At 55.4% G+C, this 19,027-nt stretch carries 15 protein-coding genes; 13 read left to right on the plus strand and 2 right to left on the minus strand.

What is annotated here, in order from left to right; translation table 11 throughout:
- The first annotated feature begins 8 nt into the window (after positions 1 to 8).
- A complete protein-coding gene (locus ACN08V_RS01240) occupies positions 9 to 1,367 on the plus strand; it encodes a class II 3-deoxy-7-phosphoheptulonate synthase (protein WP_419104235.1) in 1,359 nt (452 codons plus the stop codon).
- Positions 1,368 to 1,475: 108 nt separating this feature from the next.
- On the opposite strand, the gene ACN08V_RS01245 is transcribed toward ACN08V_RS01240, so the two are convergent.
- A complete protein-coding gene (locus ACN08V_RS01245; protein WP_419104236.1) occupies positions 1,476 to 3,041 on the minus strand; it encodes a serine/threonine protein kinase in 1,566 nt (521 codons plus the stop codon).
- 135 nt (positions 3,042 to 3,176) lie between these two features.
- On the opposite strand from ACN08V_RS01245, the gene ACN08V_RS01250 reads away from it, so the two are divergent.
- Positions 3,177 to 3,518 (plus strand): Rv2175c family DNA-binding protein, encoded by a 342-nt coding sequence (locus tag ACN08V_RS01250; protein WP_419100121.1) that lies wholly within the window; start codon positions 3,177 to 3,179, stop codon positions 3,516 to 3,518.
- A 65-nt stretch (positions 3,519 to 3,583) separates the two neighbouring features.
- Here ACN08V_RS01250 and ACN08V_RS01255 read toward each other — a convergent pair whose 3' ends face one another.
- On the minus strand, positions 3,584 to 4,696 hold the full coding sequence (locus ACN08V_RS01255) for a polyprenyl synthetase family protein (RefSeq protein ID WP_419104237.1): 1,113 nt from the start codon (positions 4,694 to 4,696) through the stop codon (positions 3,584 to 3,586).
- Positions 4,697 to 4,882: 186 nt separating this feature from the next.
- Here ACN08V_RS01255 and dinB point away from each other — a divergent pair, with 186 nt between their 5' ends.
- From dinB to ACN08V_RS01310, 11 genes are all read left to right on the plus strand, one after another.
- The gene (gene dinB / locus ACN08V_RS01260; RefSeq protein ID WP_419104238.1) at positions 4,883 to 6,094 is read left to right on the plus strand and encodes a DNA polymerase IV; all 1,212 of its coding nucleotides are present in this window, start codon (positions 4,883 to 4,885) and stop codon (positions 6,092 to 6,094) included.
- Between the two features lie 144 nt (positions 6,095 to 6,238).
- On the plus strand, positions 6,239 to 6,631 hold the full coding sequence (locus tag ACN08V_RS01265; RefSeq protein ID WP_419104239.1) for a DUF3040 domain-containing protein: 393 nt from the start codon (positions 6,239 to 6,241) through the stop codon (positions 6,629 to 6,631).
- 294 nt (positions 6,632 to 6,925) lie between these two features.
- A complete protein-coding gene (gene mraZ, locus ACN08V_RS01270) occupies positions 6,926 to 7,360 on the plus strand; it encodes a division/cell wall cluster transcriptional repressor MraZ (RefSeq protein ID WP_419100048.1) in 435 nt (144 codons plus the stop codon).
- A gap of 48 nt (positions 7,361 to 7,408) precedes the next feature.
- Positions 7,409 to 8,404, plus strand: a complete 996-nt coding sequence (rsmH, locus tag ACN08V_RS01275) for a 16S rRNA (cytosine(1402)-N(4))-methyltransferase RsmH (protein ID WP_419104240.1) — start codon at positions 7,409 to 7,411, stop codon at positions 8,402 to 8,404.
- On the plus strand, positions 8,401 to 9,057 hold the full coding sequence (locus ACN08V_RS01280) for a hypothetical protein (protein ID WP_419104241.1): 657 nt from the start codon (positions 8,401 to 8,403) through the stop codon (positions 9,055 to 9,057). The genes rsmH and ACN08V_RS01280 overlap by 4 nt, the downstream gene beginning before the upstream one ends.
- 87 nt (positions 9,058 to 9,144) lie before the next feature.
- Complete coding sequence (locus ACN08V_RS01285) at positions 9,145 to 11,016, plus strand: peptidoglycan D,D-transpeptidase FtsI family protein (protein WP_419104242.1); 1,872 nt, start codon at positions 9,145 to 9,147, stop codon at positions 11,014 to 11,016.
- An 82-nt stretch (positions 11,017 to 11,098) separates the two neighbouring features.
- Positions 11,099 to 12,793 carry a UDP-N-acetylmuramoyl-L-alanyl-D-glutamate--2,6-diaminopimelate ligase gene (locus ACN08V_RS01290; protein ID WP_419104243.1) on the plus strand — a complete coding sequence of 565 codons (1,695 nt, stop codon included), beginning with the start codon at positions 11,099 to 11,101 and terminating at the stop codon, positions 12,791 to 12,793.
- 14 nt (positions 12,794 to 12,807) lie between these two features.
- Positions 12,808 to 14,403 carry a UDP-N-acetylmuramoyl-tripeptide--D-alanyl-D-alanine ligase gene (locus ACN08V_RS01295; protein WP_419104244.1) on the plus strand — a complete coding sequence of 532 codons (1,596 nt, stop codon included), beginning with the start codon at positions 12,808 to 12,810 and terminating at the stop codon, positions 14,401 to 14,403.
- Between the two features lie 21 nt (positions 14,404 to 14,424).
- Positions 14,425 to 15,543 carry a phospho-N-acetylmuramoyl-pentapeptide-transferase gene (mraY, locus tag ACN08V_RS01300; protein WP_419100054.1) on the plus strand — a complete coding sequence of 373 codons (1,119 nt, stop codon included), beginning with the start codon at positions 14,425 to 14,427 and terminating at the stop codon, positions 15,541 to 15,543.
- Positions 15,543 to 17,078: a UDP-N-acetylmuramoyl-L-alanine--D-glutamate ligase gene (gene murD, locus ACN08V_RS01305; protein ID WP_419104245.1), complete on the plus strand. Its 1,536-nt coding sequence runs from the start codon at positions 15,543 to 15,545 to the stop codon at positions 17,076 to 17,078. The genes mraY and murD overlap by 1 nt, the downstream gene beginning before the upstream one ends.
- Before the next feature lie 97 nt (positions 17,079 to 17,175).
- Positions 17,176 to 19,008 (plus strand): FtsW/RodA/SpoVE family cell cycle protein, encoded by a 1,833-nt coding sequence (locus ACN08V_RS01310; RefSeq protein WP_419104246.1) that lies wholly within the window; start codon positions 17,176 to 17,178, stop codon positions 19,006 to 19,008.
- Positions 19,009 to 19,027 lie beyond the last annotated feature (19 nt).

The following is a 19,027-nucleotide window of genomic DNA, read 5'->3' on the forward strand; positions in this document are numbered from 1 at the left end:
ATCGCGTCATGACCTCCGATATCAGCCCCAGCACCAAGAATTTATCTGAACTCGACGAGTGGCGTTCCCTCAAGATTGACCAGCACCCTCAGTGGGTTAATCACCCAGATTTTGCCCAAGTCATGCGTGAACTGAGCACCGTACCTCCGCTTGTATTCGCCGGTGAAGTCGATCAGATGCGTGCTGATTTAGCGCGGGTGGCAAACGGTGAAGCTTTCCTCCTGCAAGGTGGTGACTGCGCCGAAACCTTTGCCGGTGCAACCGCAGATAAGATATCGGGCCGTATTCGTACCCTGCTTCAGATGGCGGTAGTCCTGACCTACGGTGCGTCTATGCCCGTTGTAAAGATGGGGCGTATGGCCGGGCAGTTCTCAAAACCCCGGTCCTCCAACGACGAAACCCGCAACGGGGTGACACTGCCTTCCTTCCGCGGCGAGATGGTCAATGGCTTTGACTTCACCGAAGAATCCCGAGTCCACGACCCTCGCCGTATGCTTCGCGGCTACCACACCAGCGCATCCACCTTGAATCTGATTCGTGCTTTCACCCAGGGCGGCTTTGCCGATTTACGACTGGTGAACTCCTGGAATAAGGGATTCACCTCTAACCCCGCTCACTCTCGCTACGAGTCTATCGCGGCCGAAATTGACCGAGCCGTCAAATTCATGGAGGCCTGCGGCACTGACTTTGGACCGCTCAAAACCACCGATGTTTACACTGGACATGAAGCTCTGCTCCTTGACTTTGAGCGTGCACTCACCCGCATTGATTCACGGACCAACCTCCCCTACGATACCTCAGCCCACTTCCTCTGGATCGGTGAGCGAACCCGCGGCCTGGACGATGCCCACGTCAACTTCCTATCCAAGGTCCGCAACCCCATCGGTGTGAAGCTCGGCCCCACTACCACCGCTGACGATGCGCTTGCCCTGATTGACAAGCTTGACCCGGAACGCGATCCTGGCCGTCTAACCTTCATTATCCGCATGGGCGCCGCTACTATTCGTAAGAAGCTACCGGCGATTGTCGAAGGCGTGCAGAAAACAGGTGCCAAGGTCGTTTGGGTTACCGACCCCATGCACGGCAACACCATCTCTGTTCCCTCGGGCTACAAGACTCGCCGCTTCGATGATGTGGCCGATGAAGTTCAGGGTTTCTTTGAGGTCCACGAAGCCCTGGGCACCTTCCCCGGTGGAATCCATGTTGAAATGACCGGCGACGATGTCGCTGAGTGCCTGGGCGGCTCTGATCCGATTGAGGAAGCGGCCTTTGCTGACCGCTACGAGACTCTATGTGATCCCCGCTTGAACCACCAGCAGTCGCTGGAAATCGCTTTCCAGGTTGCTGAGTACCTGGCCCGCCGCTAAAAGGGACAGTCTCAATCCGTTAGCTTTCTAGTTACTTACTGAAAAGCCATCTGCCCTATCTGGTACCAGATAGGGCAGATGGCTTTTAGTTTTGGTCGAAGCATAGAGCTAAAACAGTAGGGTAGCTAGCCACCAACCGATGAATCCGGCACCAACCAGACCAAGGAGTAAGAAGGCCGAGAAAGCTAGCAGGGCTACCGGCTGAGGTGCTGCTCGCCAGGGTTCAGCAGGGGAGCGGCGTTCTGCCTGGCTCTTAGCTGTGACGATGCCTGGACTCTGGTGAGCAGAATGTGCGGGAATGAAAGCATCACCTGCTTGCTGGGTTTGCCCTGCCCGACGTGGGGTATAACTAGCGGAGATGCTGGTTGCCGATGGCGCAGAGGCCGGTGCATTTGCTGCTTCCGTGGCAGGGCTTAGTCCAGAGAAGGCCACGGTGGTGTTGGGGTCCTGAGCCACGTCCCAGTAGAGAGTTTCATGGCCTGATCTGTCAGACTCTGGGGTAGCTGACGCGCTCGCCTTTTGTGTCGCCTGAGGCTTGGTCATGGGGCCCACACCGGCTATCTGGGTGGGGGCATAGACCTGAACCGGCGCTGAAGCGGCTGAACGCACCGCTTTCTCGTGCGCAGTCAGTGGCGCTGACGTATCAGCTTCTACATCAATGAGGTCATCGGCCTGTCCAAAAGCAGAGATAGGGGTGTTCCGATACACACGGGTCATGCCGGATCGGTCAGCGATTTCGGTAACGTCCTCCCACATCCTTGTGAGAGGCAGATCGGTTACTAGAGGTGCACGGAAAGCCCTCTCATCAGCGGTGGAACGGTTCAGACAGTCTTGAAGAGCGCGGTAGAGCTCGGTGGCATCTTGGGGTCGATCTGCAGGGTTGCGACGCGTAGACCAGCTGACTACACCCGCAATATCCGAGGAAATTCCGGGGGCCAGTTGAGTGACGGAGGGGATATCGGTGTTGGTGTTATGGTAGAGCACCTGCTGGTCATTTTCTGTTACCGCGAACGGCATACGGCCGGTGAGCATACGGTACATCATGACACCGGCTGAGAAAATGTCGCTGGCGGGTCCGACAGAAGCACGAACATCGAGAATCTCCGGGGCCACAAAGGAGGGCGTGCCCATGAGCTGGCCGGTCGCATTCTGGTCAGCGCGGCGGGTCAGGCCAAAATCGGAAAGCTTGATGGTCTGGTGCTCATCTTCAAGCAAAATATTGGCGGGTTTGATGTCGCGGTGAATGAGCCGGTGAGCGTGGACTTCTGACAGTCCCTCGACGGCAGGAATCATAATGGAGAGAAGCTCCCCGACCGAGAGCACAGGCCTTACCTTCAGTAGCTGAGAAAGGGTGCACCCGTGGACGTATTCCAGAACCAGGAACATCACCTGCTGTCCATGGACCTTCTCAGTGCCTGAGGCTATAACCCCTACCACATTAGGGTGCTTGATTTTGCTGAGCGCCGCACCCTCCCGGAAAAACTTCTGTTGCTGAGTGGGATCCGCAGAAAGGTGCGGTAAAAGCACCTTGACCGCAACGGGGTTATTGGACCACAAATCAACCGCGTGGTAGACCTCTGCCATGCCTCCGCGGGCTATCAGGTGGCCGACCTCGAAATGACCGTCAAAAATTACCCCGGTCAGCCAGGGGGCAGCAGCGTTCTGTTCAGACATCTTTACCATCTTACGTGCGCCAGCTAGCGGGCGGTAGTGCAGAAGTGATGAGGGTAAGAACACGTCATGCTACCGCTTACCCCGGTTCTAGGGCACAATGGTTAGGTGACTGATGATAAAACTACACCCCAAGTAATGAGCCTGGTAGGTAACTGGCTAACGATTCCGGATATTGCCGAAGCCCTTGACCTCAAAGTAACCCGCGTTCATAACCTACTTTCCGATGGCACTCTGCTTGCCGTTCGTGACCCCGAGAGCGGGGTTAGGAAAGTTCCCGCGCTCTTTATCCGTCAGGACCGTGTCCTGGAATCTTTGAAGGGTACCCTCATTGTTCTTAAGGACGCAGGGTTTACCGCCGAAGAAGCTATCGTGTGGCTCTACACCGAGGATGACTCCTTGCCCGGTCGACCTATCGATGCTCTCCTTGAAGGCCGAAAGACTGAGATCCGCCGAAGGGCATCCGCTCTGGCCTGGTAAATCAGATGGATGCTCTGGACCGGGGTGCTGGTGTGCTGAATACAGCTACTGGCACCCCGGTCTTTTTATGAGCTACGGTTCAGAGCCTTAGCTGCAATTTCTCGGAGGGCCTGCATCACATCTGCATCGATGCTCAGCTCTGCCAGCTGGGTCAGTGCCTGCTCGCTCTTTTCGCTAATCATTGCCTCGGTGGCCTCTAGCGCGCCGCTATTTCGCATGAGGTCCTGGAGGGCCGTGATAGTTGCGGGATCCAGCTGGGGGGAACCCAAGGATTCCTCCAGGAAAGCTCGTTCTTGGGCTGAAACTTTCATGGCGGTAAACGCCGTAAGCACGGTCCGCTTGCCCTCTCGGAGATCATCTCCGGCAGGTTTCCCGGTTGTCTCAGGCTCCCCAAAGACACCTAGCACATCGTCCCTGAGCTGGAAACCTTCTCCCAGGGGGAGGGCAAAAGTCCGGTACCCATGGAGCAGGGAGGACGGCTCCCCATGCTTCAGGTCCTGCCCAAGAGCACCGCCTAAGGCCAGAGGGTGTTCACAGGAGTACTTTGCTGACTTAAAACGAATTACGTTGAGAGCGCGTTCAAGGGCCAGCTCGGGTTCTTCTTCTGGGACAACTTCACCCACAATATCGAGGTACTGCCCGGCCATAACCTCGGTTCTCATCAGGTCAAAAATAAAACGGGCTTCGCTCTGTGCTGTCAGCTCAGGAATAGAAGAGAACACCATCTCTGACCACGAAAGGCAGAGATCACCCGCCAGGATTGCACTAGAAACGCCGAAAGTTTCGGCGCTGGTTTTGTAGCTAAGGTCAGTGTGCATGGCTTCAAAGCGGCGGTGTAGGCTGGGGGCACCACGGCGGGTATCGGAAGCGTCAATAATGTCATCGTGAATCAGCGCAGCAGTCTGGAAGAGCTCAATAGCAAGCCCGGCTTTAACGATAGATGGAGTCAGACCGGCACCGCCTGAACCGCGATATCCCCAGTAGGCAAGAAGCGCCCGTAGTCGTTTGCCTCCGGAGGAAAGAGATTCTATGGAGTCAAGCAAAGGGAGAGTCTCCTTGGAAACAGCCAGCATAATTTCTCTTTGCCGCGCAAAGAAACGCTGTCTTTCAAGCTCCAAGGCCTCAAGATAGCGGGAGGTTTCCAGAGAGGCGGGATCGGATGCTTGCTGGGGGGTCATGGCGTCCTTGGGTGGTATGAGCAGGTGTAACCAGTCTAGTGGATTGAATGATTGGTCTGGCAAAGTTTGGGTATCTCGACTAACCTAGATTGTTAGAACATATATTCTAATTGCTGTAAAGGTCGGTGCCAGGTGGGGTGGGAGAGTCGGGAGCGCTATCAGCTGAGGAAGCCAGCGCCCGTAATCATGCACCTTGACATGGATGCCTTCTTCGTGAACGTGGAATTGCTTTTCCGGCCAGAACTCAAGGGGCGCAGCATCATTGTCGCCAGGAACACTCCGCGTTCTGTGGTCACTTCTGCTTCCTATGAGGCTCGAAAGTATGGTGTGGGCTCAGCCATGCCTTTAGCTAGGGCCTTGCAACTGTGCCCTAATGCTGTTGTGGTTGAGCCATCCTCTAACTATCGTGACTACTCCCGTAAGGTCATGGCTATTCTGCACCGGATTACAGACCGGGTGGAGCAGGTCAGCGTAGACGAGGCTTTTGTCGATCTCACCTCGGCTATCCGCGCCCAGGGCAACCCTGTACAGATTGCTCAGAAGGCGCGGCGACAGATAGCTGATGAACTGGGGCTCCCATCATCAGCGGGCATTTCTTCTACGAAATTTATTGCCAAAATGGCGTCCTCTGCTTCTAAGCCCAAGGGCCTCTGGGTCATTCCGCCCCACAAAATACAGGATTTTTTGGACCCTATGCCGGTGGGGCGGCTCTGGGGTGTTGGGGCCAAGACCTCTGCCCATCTTGAGGGACTGGGGATACATACAGTCAAGCAACTTCGGGGGTACGAGCTAGGGCGGCTCCAAAGTCGCTTTGGGCTGTCTGCCGGAACTCATCTGTTTGAGATGTCGAGGGGCATTGATCGTCGTGCGGTAGAAAACCACCGGGTTGAAAAATCCATAGGAGCCGAGCATACATTTCTTGAGGACCAACAAGAAGCCACAGTCCTGGCTACTGAGCTCTATGGCCTGTGCCTGACTGTCGCGCGGCGTCTGCGTGCTTCGGGTAAGCAAACCCGTAGCCTGAGCATCAAAATTCGTTATTCCAACTTTGAGACGCTGACCCGATCCTGCCCTCTTCTGGGGGCAACAAGCTCAGGGCGGCAGATCTTCGAAGCGGTTCAGGCCTATCTCAGTCGGAATGGAATTCTCGACTCTCGCGGGAATTCTCACCGGCCGATCCGTCTGCTGGGGGTACGCGCTGACAAGCTGGAGGCTCAGAGTGCAGGGGTGCAACTCGCCCTGCTTCAGGATGACCTCGATGTGGGTGACTTTGACCGCCACCAGCATTGGCAGGGCGCTGAATCTACCATGGACCTCATCCAGGCAAAGTTCGGGGCTAGAGGTTTGATACCTGCACGGTTGCTGATGGCCGACCAAAGAAAAGGGCCCCTAGAATAAAATTCAAACCCTTGCGGCTTTTTCTTGGGTCTTTAGCCTGACAAAATGTAAGATGGTTAGACTGAAATGGTTCGGTACCTGGCCTGCGTTTGAGCGCGGTTCTCGGTAACTTTCCAGTCCTTTCCACAAGCTCTAGGAGATGCCATGGCGCTATCGGAACGCGAGAAAGAACTTCTTGCTCAGCTTGAGAAGCAGCTCAATGACGATCCTGCTTTCGCATCTACTATGACCGGGCCGCAGGATGTCGTGGCTCCCGCTTTGACTGCATCACCTCGTCACCTGGTTCTAGGTGCCCTGGGGGCTGTCCTGGGTTTGGGTGTGATCATCGCCGGTGTAGCCAGCAAGCTCATTATTGTGGGTGTCCTCGGGTTCCTCCTTGCTAGTGCTGGCCTATATTTTGCAACTACCGCTCCCCGGAACTCCTCCCCGAAGGCAGGAAAGGGAGTATCTGCCCCCAGGTCCTCTAAAGGGCCCTCATCCTTTATGAGGGGACTAGAGGAGAAATGGGATAAGCGCCAAGGCGGTACACGCTTTTAGGCAGGCAGTTCTTTGGACCGCCCGGTAGCTACCGGGCGGTTTTTTGTGCCTTAAAGAGATTTGCTGTTTTTAAACGAATTAAGAGGCAAAAAGGAATTCCTGTTTAATGCACGAACCTGCATAAACCTCAGCGGTGGCTTGAGTGTGAAAACGCTCAAAAACTTATTGAAAATTCTAGTTTTGGTATATGCAGTGGGGCATTGTGGAGTAAAGTGGAGGGGTAGAGCAATACTGGTGTAGTTTCCCGTTGGGTTCGGAAGCACACGAAAAACGAGAGCAAGAGGTGGTGGTGTGATGTTTCTAGGGACGCACACTCCCCGTCTTGACGCTAAAGGCAGGCTCATTTTGCCGGCTAAGTTCCGCGAACAGCTTGAGCCTGGGCTTGTCCTAACGCGCGGTCAGGAGCGTTGTCTCTACGTTTTTACTGTCTCTGAGTTTGAACGTATTCATGAGCAGTTGCGTGCGGCCCCGCTGTCTTCAAAGCAGGCAAGAGACTACATTAGAGTTTTTCTATCGGGAGCCTCAGATGAGGTCCCCGATAAACAGGGACGAATTACTATTCCTCAGAATCTGCGGGACTACGCCGGGCTTGAAAAGGAGCTCACGGTCATCGGCGCAGGTTCAAGGGCTGAAATCTGGAGTACGGAGGCTTGGGAAACCTACCTCCGGGAACAAGAGGAAAGCTTTGCAGAAACAGACGAGGACATTCTTCCGGGGCTCATGCTCTAAAGACTTTCACTAGCTGACAACCAACCACCACTGCAAGGAGCTAAAACCTTGACTCAGGTAGAGAACATCTCACCCGGCAAGGCTGCCAAAGACAGGCACGTTCCGGTCATGCTCGACCGTTGCCTGGACCTTCTTGCGCCCGCAATCTCCCGCCCAGGTGCTGTGGTTATTGATGGAACACTCGGTATGGGTGGGCATTCAGAGGCTATGCTGGAACGATTTGAGGGGCTGACCCTGATTGGTATCGATCGTGATCTCATGGCTCACCGGTTGGCAGGTGAGCGCCTTGCTCGTTTTGGTAAGCGCTTTATCCCGGTACACGCCGTCTACGATGAGATTCCCCGGGCTATGGAGGAAGCCGGTGTCAGCGAGGTCGATGGTGTTCTCTTTGATCTGGGCGTTTCATCCATGCAACTCGATGAACGTGAACGCGGTTTTGCCTACTCCTACGACGCACCTTTGGACATGCGCATGGACGGCACGGAAGAACTCACCGCAGCAATCGTAGTGAACACTTACGAAGAGACTGAACTGCGGCGTATTATTCGCCAGTGGGGCGAGGAAAAGTTTGCTGCCCGCATCGCTCAGAGAATCGTGGCGGCCCGCGCTGAACGGCCTTTTGAAACGACGGGTGAGTTGGTTAAGGTTATCCAGCAGGCTGTTCCTCTTGCCGCACAACGTAAAGGCGGTCACCCCGCTAAGCGCTCCTTCCAGGCGCTCCGTATTGAAGTTAACCATGAACTTGATGCGCTCGAACGAGCTATCCCCGCCGCAATTGATGCCTTGAATATGGGTGGTCGGTGTGTTGCCATGAGCTATCACAGCCTGGAAGACAAAATTGTTAAGCGGAGCTTCACCGCACGTTCAACATCGAGTGCACCCAAGGGTTTCCCCGTGGAGCTTGAGGAACACAAACCCGAACTTAAGATTATAACTCGGGGTGCTGAGCCTCCCACAGAGCAAGAAATTCAAGAAAACCCGCGGGCGGCCTCAGCAAAACTAAGAGCAGCAGAAAAAATCAAGACCACTAAGGTAAAACCATGAGCGCGGAACCCCGATTCCCTATTGCAGCTGACTCTGGTACAGCGGATGCTAAACCGCGCCTGACTGTGGTCCCTGCTGAGGCTGGGACTTCCAGCCCGGCACGTCGTCCCCTGTCTCGTTCTCGGTCTTTGAAAGCGCAGTCAAACCGCTGGCGTGTTTTCATTGCCCTGGGTGCAATGCTGGTTGCTTTGCTCACTGTACTTGTACTTAGCATCGTCATGGCGTCTCGTCAGTACAAGCTGGTGGAGCTTCGTTCGCAAGAGCAGGCTCTCAGCCAGGAAAATGAAGCGCTTGTTCAGGAGATTGAGTACTACCAGGCACCCCAGGATCTGGCCATCCGCGCCAGCCAGCTTGGCTTGGTAGCAGGTTCAAGCCAAGCTACGCTGAATCTAAATACGGGAGAGATTACCGGTATTCCTATGGCAGCTGAGAAGGGTCAGGCAGAAAGCAAAAACCGTATTGCCCCTCCGGCTCTGTCCGATACCCAAGCCTATGAGAAAGCTCAGGCCCAGGCCGAGGAAGAGCGCAAGAAGGAGGAACGCAAGAAGCAAGAAGAAGCTAAGGCAAAGGCTAAAGCTAAAGCATCGGCTAGAGCATCATCCAAGGCTTCGCCTCAGCCTTCCACTCCCTCCAGCGCACCCGCCAACCGGTAACCATGGCTTATACGCTCAGGTGCTTGCCTAAGAAGGCAGGCACCTCAGCGCATCAGCATCAGCGCAACAACCAGGAAGACAGATACCGTGACAGAACCAGGTGGAACCATGAAGGGCTCGCAGTATGAAGATCCCGTTCAGGGGATAAAAGAGACTGTAGGGCGCCGTGGATTCTTAACCGGCACTATCGCGGCCGCTGGTTTTGGTCTTGTGGGTGCTCGTCTTGCCTACCTACAGGGGCTTGACCCCGACGGCTTAGCGGATGCTGCAAAGAAGAAAAGAACCCGCGAGCAGGTCATCCCCGCCCTGAGAGGGGAAATTCTCGATATCAACGGTAACGTCCTGGCTCGAAGCGTCCAAAGGTATAACATCACCGTTGATCAGTCCGCAGTTGGCCCCTTCAAAAGGTACGAGGAGGGGAGCAACAAGCCAGTTGAGGTAACTGCCACCGAGCTTGTCTACGAGCTAGCCGATATCCTTGAGATGAAAGATGAGGATATCAAAAACGCCTTGGACGGCAACCTGCGATACAAGGTAGTTAAAGATAATGTCACTCCTGCTATCTATAACAAGGTTCAAGCACTGGGGGCTCCCTATATATACGGTGAGATTCTGAGCGAACGTAAGTACCCCAACGGGCAGGTTGCTGGGTCAGTAGTAGGTCGCTACAGCATCGTTGAGGAAGCCGTTGACGGGACCAGTAACCAAACCCGAACCGCCAATAACTCTGTGGGTATTGAACGAACCATGGGAGAGCATCTGGCGGGTAAGGACGGACTGCGAGTCTATGAAATCTCCGCTGACGGTATCCGTATCCCTATCGGAGATGAACAGAACACACCCGCTGAAGACGGTAAAAACATTCGCCTTACTATCAACCAAGACGTTCAGTATTTTGCTCAGCAGGTTGTCAAGGCGCGTGCTGATGAGCTCAAAGCTGAGTGGGGCACTGCCATTGTCATGGATGTCCGTGATGGTTCTATCCTTGCGCTCGCGGATTCTTCTACCATGGATCCTGGCTCTGATAAGTTCGAGATTGCAGATATGAATCCCCGTGCTATCTCTCAGGTTTTTGAGCCGGGTTCGACGGAGAAGATCCTGACCACCGCTGCGGTTCTTGATGAGGGGCTAGTGACTCCCGAGACGGTTTTTGACGTGCCCGCCGAGCTAGTGATTGATCAGCAGACCATTACCGATGCTTTCGTTCACCCTGCCCAGAAGCGAACCGTAACTGGAATTATCGCAGACTCCATGAACACGGGTACCGTGATGATGGGGAGCAAACTGACCAAAGAACAGCGCTATAACTGGCTCAAGAAATTTGGCCTGGGAGACTTCACAGGGGTTGAGCTGACCGGTGAGTCTCAGGGACTGGTTAGTGATTGGCGGGATTGGGATATCCGCCAGCAGTACACCGTGCTCTTTGGCCAGGGTATCGCTCAGACGGCCCTCCAGACCGCCATGATTTATCAGGCCATTGCTAACAAGGGCGTCATGCTCAAGCCCCGCATCATCGATGCTGTTCTCGATAATCAGGGGACCGAGGAAAAACGCCCTGTTGAGGAGGGCACCCGAATTGTTAGCGAGGAAACTGCCCGCAAGACCCTGAGCATTATGGAAGCCGTTGTCTACGAGGGCGGTGCCAAGGGTGCCCAGGTTGAGGGGTACAGGGTTGCCGGTAAAACCGGCACCGCTGAAAACGTAGGAAAGAACTCATCGACCTATGACGGTTGGACTACCTCCTTTGTGGGGGTTGCGCCTTCGGAAGATCCGCGCTTTTTGGTCTCTGTCACGATCCATCGCCCTCAAACAACAGCCGCCGCTGTAGGCCTAGCTAACACAACCGAGCAGTTCGCTGAGATTATGGAGAAGACCTTGCACACCTATAACGTGCCGCGTTCTTCAACGGAGCCTCAGCTGACCCCCAAATTTGCCGAGGGTCACGATGAAACCGGCTAAAGTAGAGGCTACGAATAAGGGGCGCTGCCCAGAGCGCCAGATAAAGTTTTAATTTCACTCGCTATACCTGGAGGGAAACCCCGTGAACAATCAAAGACTGCTCAACGGTAGCGCACAGACTCTGCGCCCCCGTCAGGTTAACCGCACCAGCTGTGTGCAGGTTGCTGAGTGGCTTATCGATCTGGGGCAGGAGGCACGACATGTGCAGGAAGCCGCTGCGCCTATTAGCGGTATCACCCTGGACTCGCGTGAGATTCAGAAAGGTGATCTGTATGTTGCTCTGTCGGGGGCAAAGACTCACGGTGCTACCTTTATTGCTGCGGCCTTAGAGCGTGGGGCTTCCGCAGTTTTGACTGATGCTGATGGCCTTGAACTTATAAAGCAGGACGGGGCTTTGCCGCAGGGACTGGGCGTGATTGTGACCGCCGACGTACGGGCAGCGGTTGGGCCACTTTCTGCTCGTATCTACGGTTCTCAGCCTGCAAACGGGGGAGCACCCCGACTCTTTGCCGTGACTGGAACCAACGGCAAGACAACTACCACCTACATGATTAACTCAGCTATGCAGGCTCTGGGCCACACCACGGGCTTGATCGGCACCATTGAGATTTTGGCTGGTGGCCAGGCAATTCCTTCCAAGCTAACAACCCCGGAGTCGCCCCACGTCCATTCTTTGATTGCGCTCATGAGTGAGCAGGGTATCAGCAGCGCAGCTATGGAGGTTTCCTCACACGCTCTGGACTACCGGCGTGTTGATGGCATTCGATACGATGTTGCTGGTTTTACCAACCTGACCCAAGACCACCTAGATTTGCACGGCACCATGGAGAAATATTTTGAGTCCAAGGCCGAGCTTTTCACCCCCCAACGCACCCGCCGTGCGGTGATTACCGTTGACGATGAGTGGGGTCAGAAGATGGCTGACCGTGCTATCAAGAATCTGGGGAGCCGCGCCGTCGTTCGCTTGGCGACCAAGAGGGGGGCTGGCTTTGAAGCCGGGTCGGAGCTGTCTACGCTAGGGCCTTCCGACTGGAAGCTGATTCGGGTTCAGCGGAGCGGAATCGGACACAGCTTTGTGCTGGAACGCGGGGACGGCTTGCAACTGGCAAGCTCGACTCAGCTCCCTGCGGACTTCAACGTCTCAAATGCTGCTCTAGCTGCCCTGATGGTCTTTGAGTCTGTCCAGCATGAAGGGGAGCGGAGCCAGGTGGCAGAGAAGCTCTCTCGCTCTGAAACTCTGGCACCCGTGGTCCCTGGGCGGATGCAGCTCATTTCTACCGCTCCGACTGCACTGGTCGATTTTGCCCATAATCCCGATGCCCTTAAACGGGCTCTTGAAGCAATCGAACCAGCTAATCCCAAGGGCAAGATTATTATCGTCTTCGGCGCCACCGGTGAACGGGATCAGACCAAACGGCCTCTCATGGGGCAGATTGCCGCATCCTACGCCGACATCGTAATCGTGACCGACGATGATCCGCACCATGAAGCTCCTGGCCCGATCCGTGAGGCCGTTGAATCAGGTGCCTTGGCCGCCGTTGAAGGCGGGGCCCGAGCTCAGCAGGTGTTCAATATCGAGCCTCGTTCAGCCGCTATCAACCGGGCTATTGAACTGGCCGGTCCCGAAGACTCTATCCTTATTGCTGGTAGAGGGCACGAGGTGGCTCAGGACGTAGCTGGAACAGACCTTGAACTCGATGACCGAGTCGAAACAGCATGTGCGCTCCTGGCCGCTGGTTACAGCGTCCTACCCGCTTATCAGAACGAACAGAAGTAGCTTAAGGTAAACCCATGATTGAACTGTCTGCCCTTGAGATTACCGCCGCTGTGGGAGGAACCCTATTGGGCCTATCCGAAGCGGAGGCGGCTGCTATTTCGTGTACCTCAGCTACAACCGACTCCCGCCAAGTCACTGCCGGTTGCCTTTTCCTAGCTAAGCCGGGTCAAGTGACTGACGGCCACAATTTCCTACCCCAGGCTTTTGCTGCGGGCTCACGGCTGGCTCTGGTGGAGCGCGAGGTCAAGGACGAAGCTGGGGTTCCCTACCCTTCAGTACTCGTAGATGACGTTGTCCTGGCGATGGGGCAGCTGGCCGCCTTCATCCTTGCTCGTCTGCGTGAACGTGGTGAGGTAACCGTGGTGGGTATTACCGGTTCAGCGGGTAAAACTACGACCAAGGACCTCCTGGCCGCTATCTTTGGAGCAGTGGGCAAGACCGTGGCACCAGTCGGCTCATTCAACGGTGAGGTGGGGGTTCCACTGACCGTGTTCCGTGCGGAGGAAGATACCCGTTATCTGGTCATTGAAATGGGGGCAGACCGGGTCGGCAACATTCGCTACCTGACTGACATGATTCAGCCTGACTACGGAATTATCCTCAAGGTTGGTACCGCTCACGCCGGTGAATTTGGGGGCGTCGATAAGATCGAAGCAACCAAGGGTGAAATGGCTGAAGGTGTTCGTCATGGGTTGGGACTCAACATTGACGATTACAGGGTACGACGCATGATTAACCGTGCAAGTACACCCGTGACTTACTTTGGTGTGGCGGGTCGGGAAGCTGAGCTGACCACCACGTCCAACCCCGGGGTAACCGAGGAACGTGTGATTGCGGAAAACCTGAGCACGAACTCCCAAGGCAAACCTGAATTTACGCTTATTTTCCCTGATGGGCAGAGGTATGAGGTGTCATCCCAGCTCATCGGTGAGCACCACGTCTACAACCTGTTAGCGGCAGCTACCCTTGCCTACCAAGCTGGTATCCCAACCGACGTCATTGCGCAGAACCTTATCTCCTCTGCCGCAGCTTCTAAATGGAGAATGCAACGCACTGACCGGGCCGATGGCGTAACCGTCATTAACGATGCCTACAACGCTAACCCCGAATCCATGACAGCAGCCTTGCAAACTCTTGCTTCTTTGGGCCGGCAACCCGGCACCAACAGAACATGGGCGGTTTTGGGAGCCATGCTGGAGCTGGGGGAGCAGAGCCTCACCGAGCACGACCGAATCGGCCAGCTCGCTGTACGACTCAACATCTCCAAACTAATTGCAGTGGGCGAGATCGCTAAACCGATATATAACACCGCCCATTTGGAAGGTTCCTGGGGGAATGAGGCAACCTGGGTTGCTACCGGCGAAGAGGCCTTCGAACTCTTGCAAGGCCAGCTTGAACCAGGCGACATTGTACTTTTCAAGTCCTCAAATGGAGCTGGCCTGGGCATTCTAGGCCAACAGGTTGCAGACTTTGAGGGCAACCTCACCGTACCGGTGAGCTCAAAAGGCTCAAATCAGCCCTGGAAGAGCGCCGGTGACTTTGCACAACCGCTAAACTCTTTCAGTGGTGCAGAAACTGCTTCTGCCACCAACACTTCAGACAACTTATAACTGGGAAGGCAAAGACACCACATGATTTCTATCTTGTTGGCTGCGGCTTTGGGCCTGATCATTTCGATTGCAGCGACTCCGGTCTATACCCAATGGCTGGTCAAGCAGCAATTCGGACAGTTCATCCGCGAAGACGGGCCCACATCACACCAGGTTAAACGCGGCACCCCCACTATGGGTGGTGTGGTGATGATGGTAGCCACCGTACTCGGTTTCTTCCTTTCCATGGCCTTGACCCCCTTGCTGACAGGCGTGGGGCAGGCCCCTTCCGCTTCGGTCTTACTGACCATGTTCCTTATGCTGGGCATGGCCGGCGTGGGTTTCATTGACGATTTCTCAAAGATTTGGAAGAAGCAAAGCGAAGGCCTGACACCTAAGGGCAAGATTATTCTGCAGGGGCTCATCGGCACGCTTTTTGCGGTAGGTGTTCTCCTGATCAAGGATGACCGGGGCTGGTCACCTGCCAGCTACCACCTATCCTTCACCCGTGATATCTCTTGGCTGAACCTGGCTTTTGCTGGCCCTCTTATTGGCATGATTCTCTTCATTATCTGGGCTAATCTGATTGCCACGGCAACCACTAACGCGGTTAACCTGACCGATGGTCTAGACGGCCTGGCAACCGGCGCAGCCATTATGGTCTTCAGCGGCTACCTTTTGATTTCTATGTGGCAGGCTCAGCACCTGTGCGTTCCCGGCTCCTTGGACAGGGTCTGCTATGAGGTTCCTGATTCCGGCCAAATGGCGGTTCTTGCCGCTTCACTGATTGGTGCCCTCATCGGCTTTCTCTGGTGGAACACCTCACCGGCAACCATCTTCATGGGAGATACCGGCTCATTGGGCCTGGGTGGCGCACTGGCTGCTTTCGCCATTATTACCCGCACCCAGATGCTCCTGCCCATCATCGCGGGGCTCTTCGTGACGATTGCTATCTCCGTTATTCTGCAGGTGGGTTACTTCAAGCTCAGTGGTGGTAAGCGCATCTTCCGTATGGCTCCCCTCCAGCACCACTTTGAATTGAAGGGCTGGGCCGAGGTCAACGTCGTTATCCGCTTCTGGATTCTGGCGGGCCTCTTTGTAGCGGTAGCCCTCGGTATTTTCTACGGCGACTGGCTTATCATCAACGGAGGTGCCTTCTAATGCAGGCAACAAACGCTAATCCCGTGTACGGCTACGAGCGACTTGAATCGCTAACTCGTTGGGAATCTGACTGGGCTGGGTTGCGTGTTGTAGTGGCGGGTCTTGGTATCAGCGGTTTCTCAGCAGCAGACACTCTGATTGAACTGGGAGCTCGTGTTGTTGTCGTCGATGGGAATGATAACGAGGTCACCCGTGGCAAAGCAGACACCCTGGCGATTGTTGGTTCTGCCGGGTCTGTACTTGGGCCCGACGCTATGGAAGCGCTTCCCCTGGTAGACGGTCAGCCAGCAGAGCTCGTCGTGACCTCACCCGGGCTTGCCCCTACCATCGGCATCCTGGCCGATGCTGTAGGCCAGAAAATCCAAATCTGGGGAGATGTTGAACTTGCCTGGCGACTGCGTGAGAGGGAGGGACGAACCCTAGCACCCTGGCTCTGTATCACCGGTACCAATGGCAAAACCACCACCGTTGGCATGACTGAATCAATTCTGCAAACGGCAGGTCACAAAGCTATCGCGGTGGGCAACGTGGGTACACCTATCCTCGATGCCCTGCGTGACCCGGTTGATTACGACTTCTTCACCGTTGAACTCTCTAGTTTCCAGCTCCACTGGACCTACTCCATGTCACCGCTCGCTTCAGTTGTGCTGAATGTGGCGGAGGACCACGTGGACTGGCACCAAGGCTACGCCAACTATCTGGCCGATAAGGCACGCATTTACGAGAACACTCAGGTTGCCTGCATCTTTAACGCCAACCAGCAAGAAATTGTTCAGATGGTTGAAGAAGCTGACGTAGTTGAGGGCGCACGAGCTATCGGTTTTTGGGCTGATACCCCCGGGCTTTCTATGGTCGGTGTTATTGACGGTTTACTCGTTGATCGTGCTTTCCTCGAAGACCGCCGCAACCAGGCTTTAGAGCTGGCAGAGGTTGCCGATACCGGACAGCTCCCCACCAGACACACGGTGGAGAACGCGCTGGCCGCCGCTGCCCTGGCACGAGCTGCCGGGATCTCTCCCGAGGAGGTCAAAGCGGGCCTACTGAACTATCAGCCGGGTGCTCACCGTATCCAGCTTGTGGCTAATACTCACGGGGTGCTCTGGGTCAATGACTCCAAAGCCACCAACCCGCACGCAGCCAACGCGTCTTTGAGTTCTTTCACGCCCGTGATTTGGGTTGCCGGGGGGCTTTCCAAGGGAGTTACCTACGATGAGTTGGTAGCCGAACATAAGGACAGGCTCAAAGCCGTTGTCGTCATCGGAACCGATACCGCTGCCCTGATCTCAGCTTTGGCTAAGCAGGCACCGGCAGTGCCCGTCTATAACATGACTGAGAGCCCGCTCCTAGCTGATGCTCGTGACGGAAGAGCCGTCATGGGACTTGCTGTGGCTAAAGCCCACGAACTCTCAGCCCAGAATGACACGGTTCTTATGGCCCCCGCAGCGGCTTCTATGGACCAGTTCGTTTCTTACGCCGATAGAGGCAATGCCTTCATCGACGCGGTAGCAGATCTTGTGAACCAGATTAATTCTTAGTACTAACAGGGGGAGCACCGATACGTCTAGGTGCTCTTCTTCCAGCATCTAACCCGCCGGGTGAGTGCCACCTGACTGAAGAGAAGAGAACCGGAGCATGAACCTTACAGCCTCCCCATCATCGAAGAATCAGCAGAGCCGGCTGGGCGGTTTGATCACCAAGGTCCGGGATATCTGGGAGCAGGCCCAAACACGTTTGGGCTCGATGGTGCTGACCGATGTGCCCATCGTCCTGTCTGTTGCCGCGTTTGTTCTATCTATCTTTGGTGTGATGATGGTTCTTTCGGCATCAAGTGTGGAGCAGATTTCCGTGGGGCACACTCCCTATGGCCAGGCCAGCACCCAGGGGGTATTCGCTGCGGTTGGCATCCTGCTCATGCTGATTGTGGGGTTCCTGGTACCTGTTAGGTTTTATAGGCCCCCCCTCGCGCTTAACCTCGCGATGCTGGTTGTTGTTGCCCTTCTCGTTGCCGTGATGTTTTTTGGAAGTGTGGTTAACGGTAATCGCAACTGGCTGAATGTTTTTGGCTTCAGTATGCAGCCTTCTGAGTTTGCCAAGCCCGTGATGATTTTGTGGTTAGCCTCCGTATACTCCCGCCAGGGCAGAATTGACCGGGGGACAACTGGCCAGGCGCTCTATAAAGCGCTCTTTCCCGCGATCCTGGGGTTTGGCTTGGTCGTGGCTCTCATTTTGGCCGGTCACGACGCTGGGACGGTTCTGATTTACGTTATGTTCTTCGGAGCTATCTTCATGGCTGCGCGCCCGTCGCCTTCAACGGTTCGCATCGGCATTGTGGCGCTCTTGATTGGGGCTCTTGCTCTGGTAGTAACCAGCCCTAACCGTATCGAGCGTATCCTTAACACCTTTTCTTTCTGGAGCGAATGCCAGGAAACGACCTGTGATCAGGCAAACTCAGGCTTGGCAGCGCTGGCAACCGGTGGGTTCTGGGGGGTTGGCTTAGGCCAGTCTCGTCAGAAATATAATTACCTTCCTGAGGCCCACAACGACTACATCTTTGCTGTGATCGGTGAAGAGCTGGGGCTGGTGGGTGCGGTAGCTCTGATTCTCTTGTACGCTGCCCTCATCTACTGCTCGATGCGTATTCTTTTGCGTTCTTCAGATTTGTTTATCCGTTACGCGACCATTGGCATCATCACCTGGATAGCCGGTCAGGCTTTGCTAAACATCAGCATGGTCGTTGGCATCATGCCCGTTATTGGTGTGCCCTTGCCTTTCATTTCTGCCGGTGGTTCTTCTCTGGTCTCCGTGCTATTTGGTGTGGGCGTGCTGATTGCCTTCGCCCGGCAGACCCCACTTAACCCGATTGTGGGGGAACGTACCGGCCTGGTAAACGCCAAGAAGCAAAAGGACGATGCCCGTCGCGTGGCTCTTGGGCGTGTGGTTGCTCGAGAACAGATTGCACTAGCCAAGGACCCCGATGGTGCCGGGTGGACCCTTGAAAAGTTCCTGGACCGGTGGAAGGCCCTCGTTGATGGAGGCAAGGCTCGCCCCAATGGTAAAAGTCATAACCGCTCGCAAGGAAAGGCGTCAGCTCTGGGTGAGAGCCAGGCTTCGGTACCGCGACAGCAGACAAGAAGGCCGGGGCAGGCTCCTGTGCCTGGAGGCCAAAAGCTAGCGACTACTGCACCGCGCTTAAACACCGGTGAACCCCTTCGTCCTCAGCGGACTCAGCAGAAGCCGCCGGCTTCATACCAGAGTGGCTCAGTTCAGGCTTCTGGCTCAGCCACACGGCCTCCAGCAAACGCTGAAGGCACCACTGCACCAGCTCCTAAACCCCAGCATCAGGTAAAACAGGCTCCTGCTGAGGGGAGCGCCCATGTTCAGCGCCTAGCCCCACAAGAGCGGAAAGTTCCTCAAGGCCTGCGTACCATCCGCAAGGCACGAGATTTACCTAATCACAAAAAATAAGGGCAGGTTACACTGAACC

Origin of the sequence: Rothia sp. P5766 (genome assembly GCF_048513555.1) — a bacterium.
In the GTDB taxonomy this organism is placed as follows: domain Bacteria; phylum Actinomycetota; class Actinomycetes; order Actinomycetales; family Micrococcaceae; genus Rothia.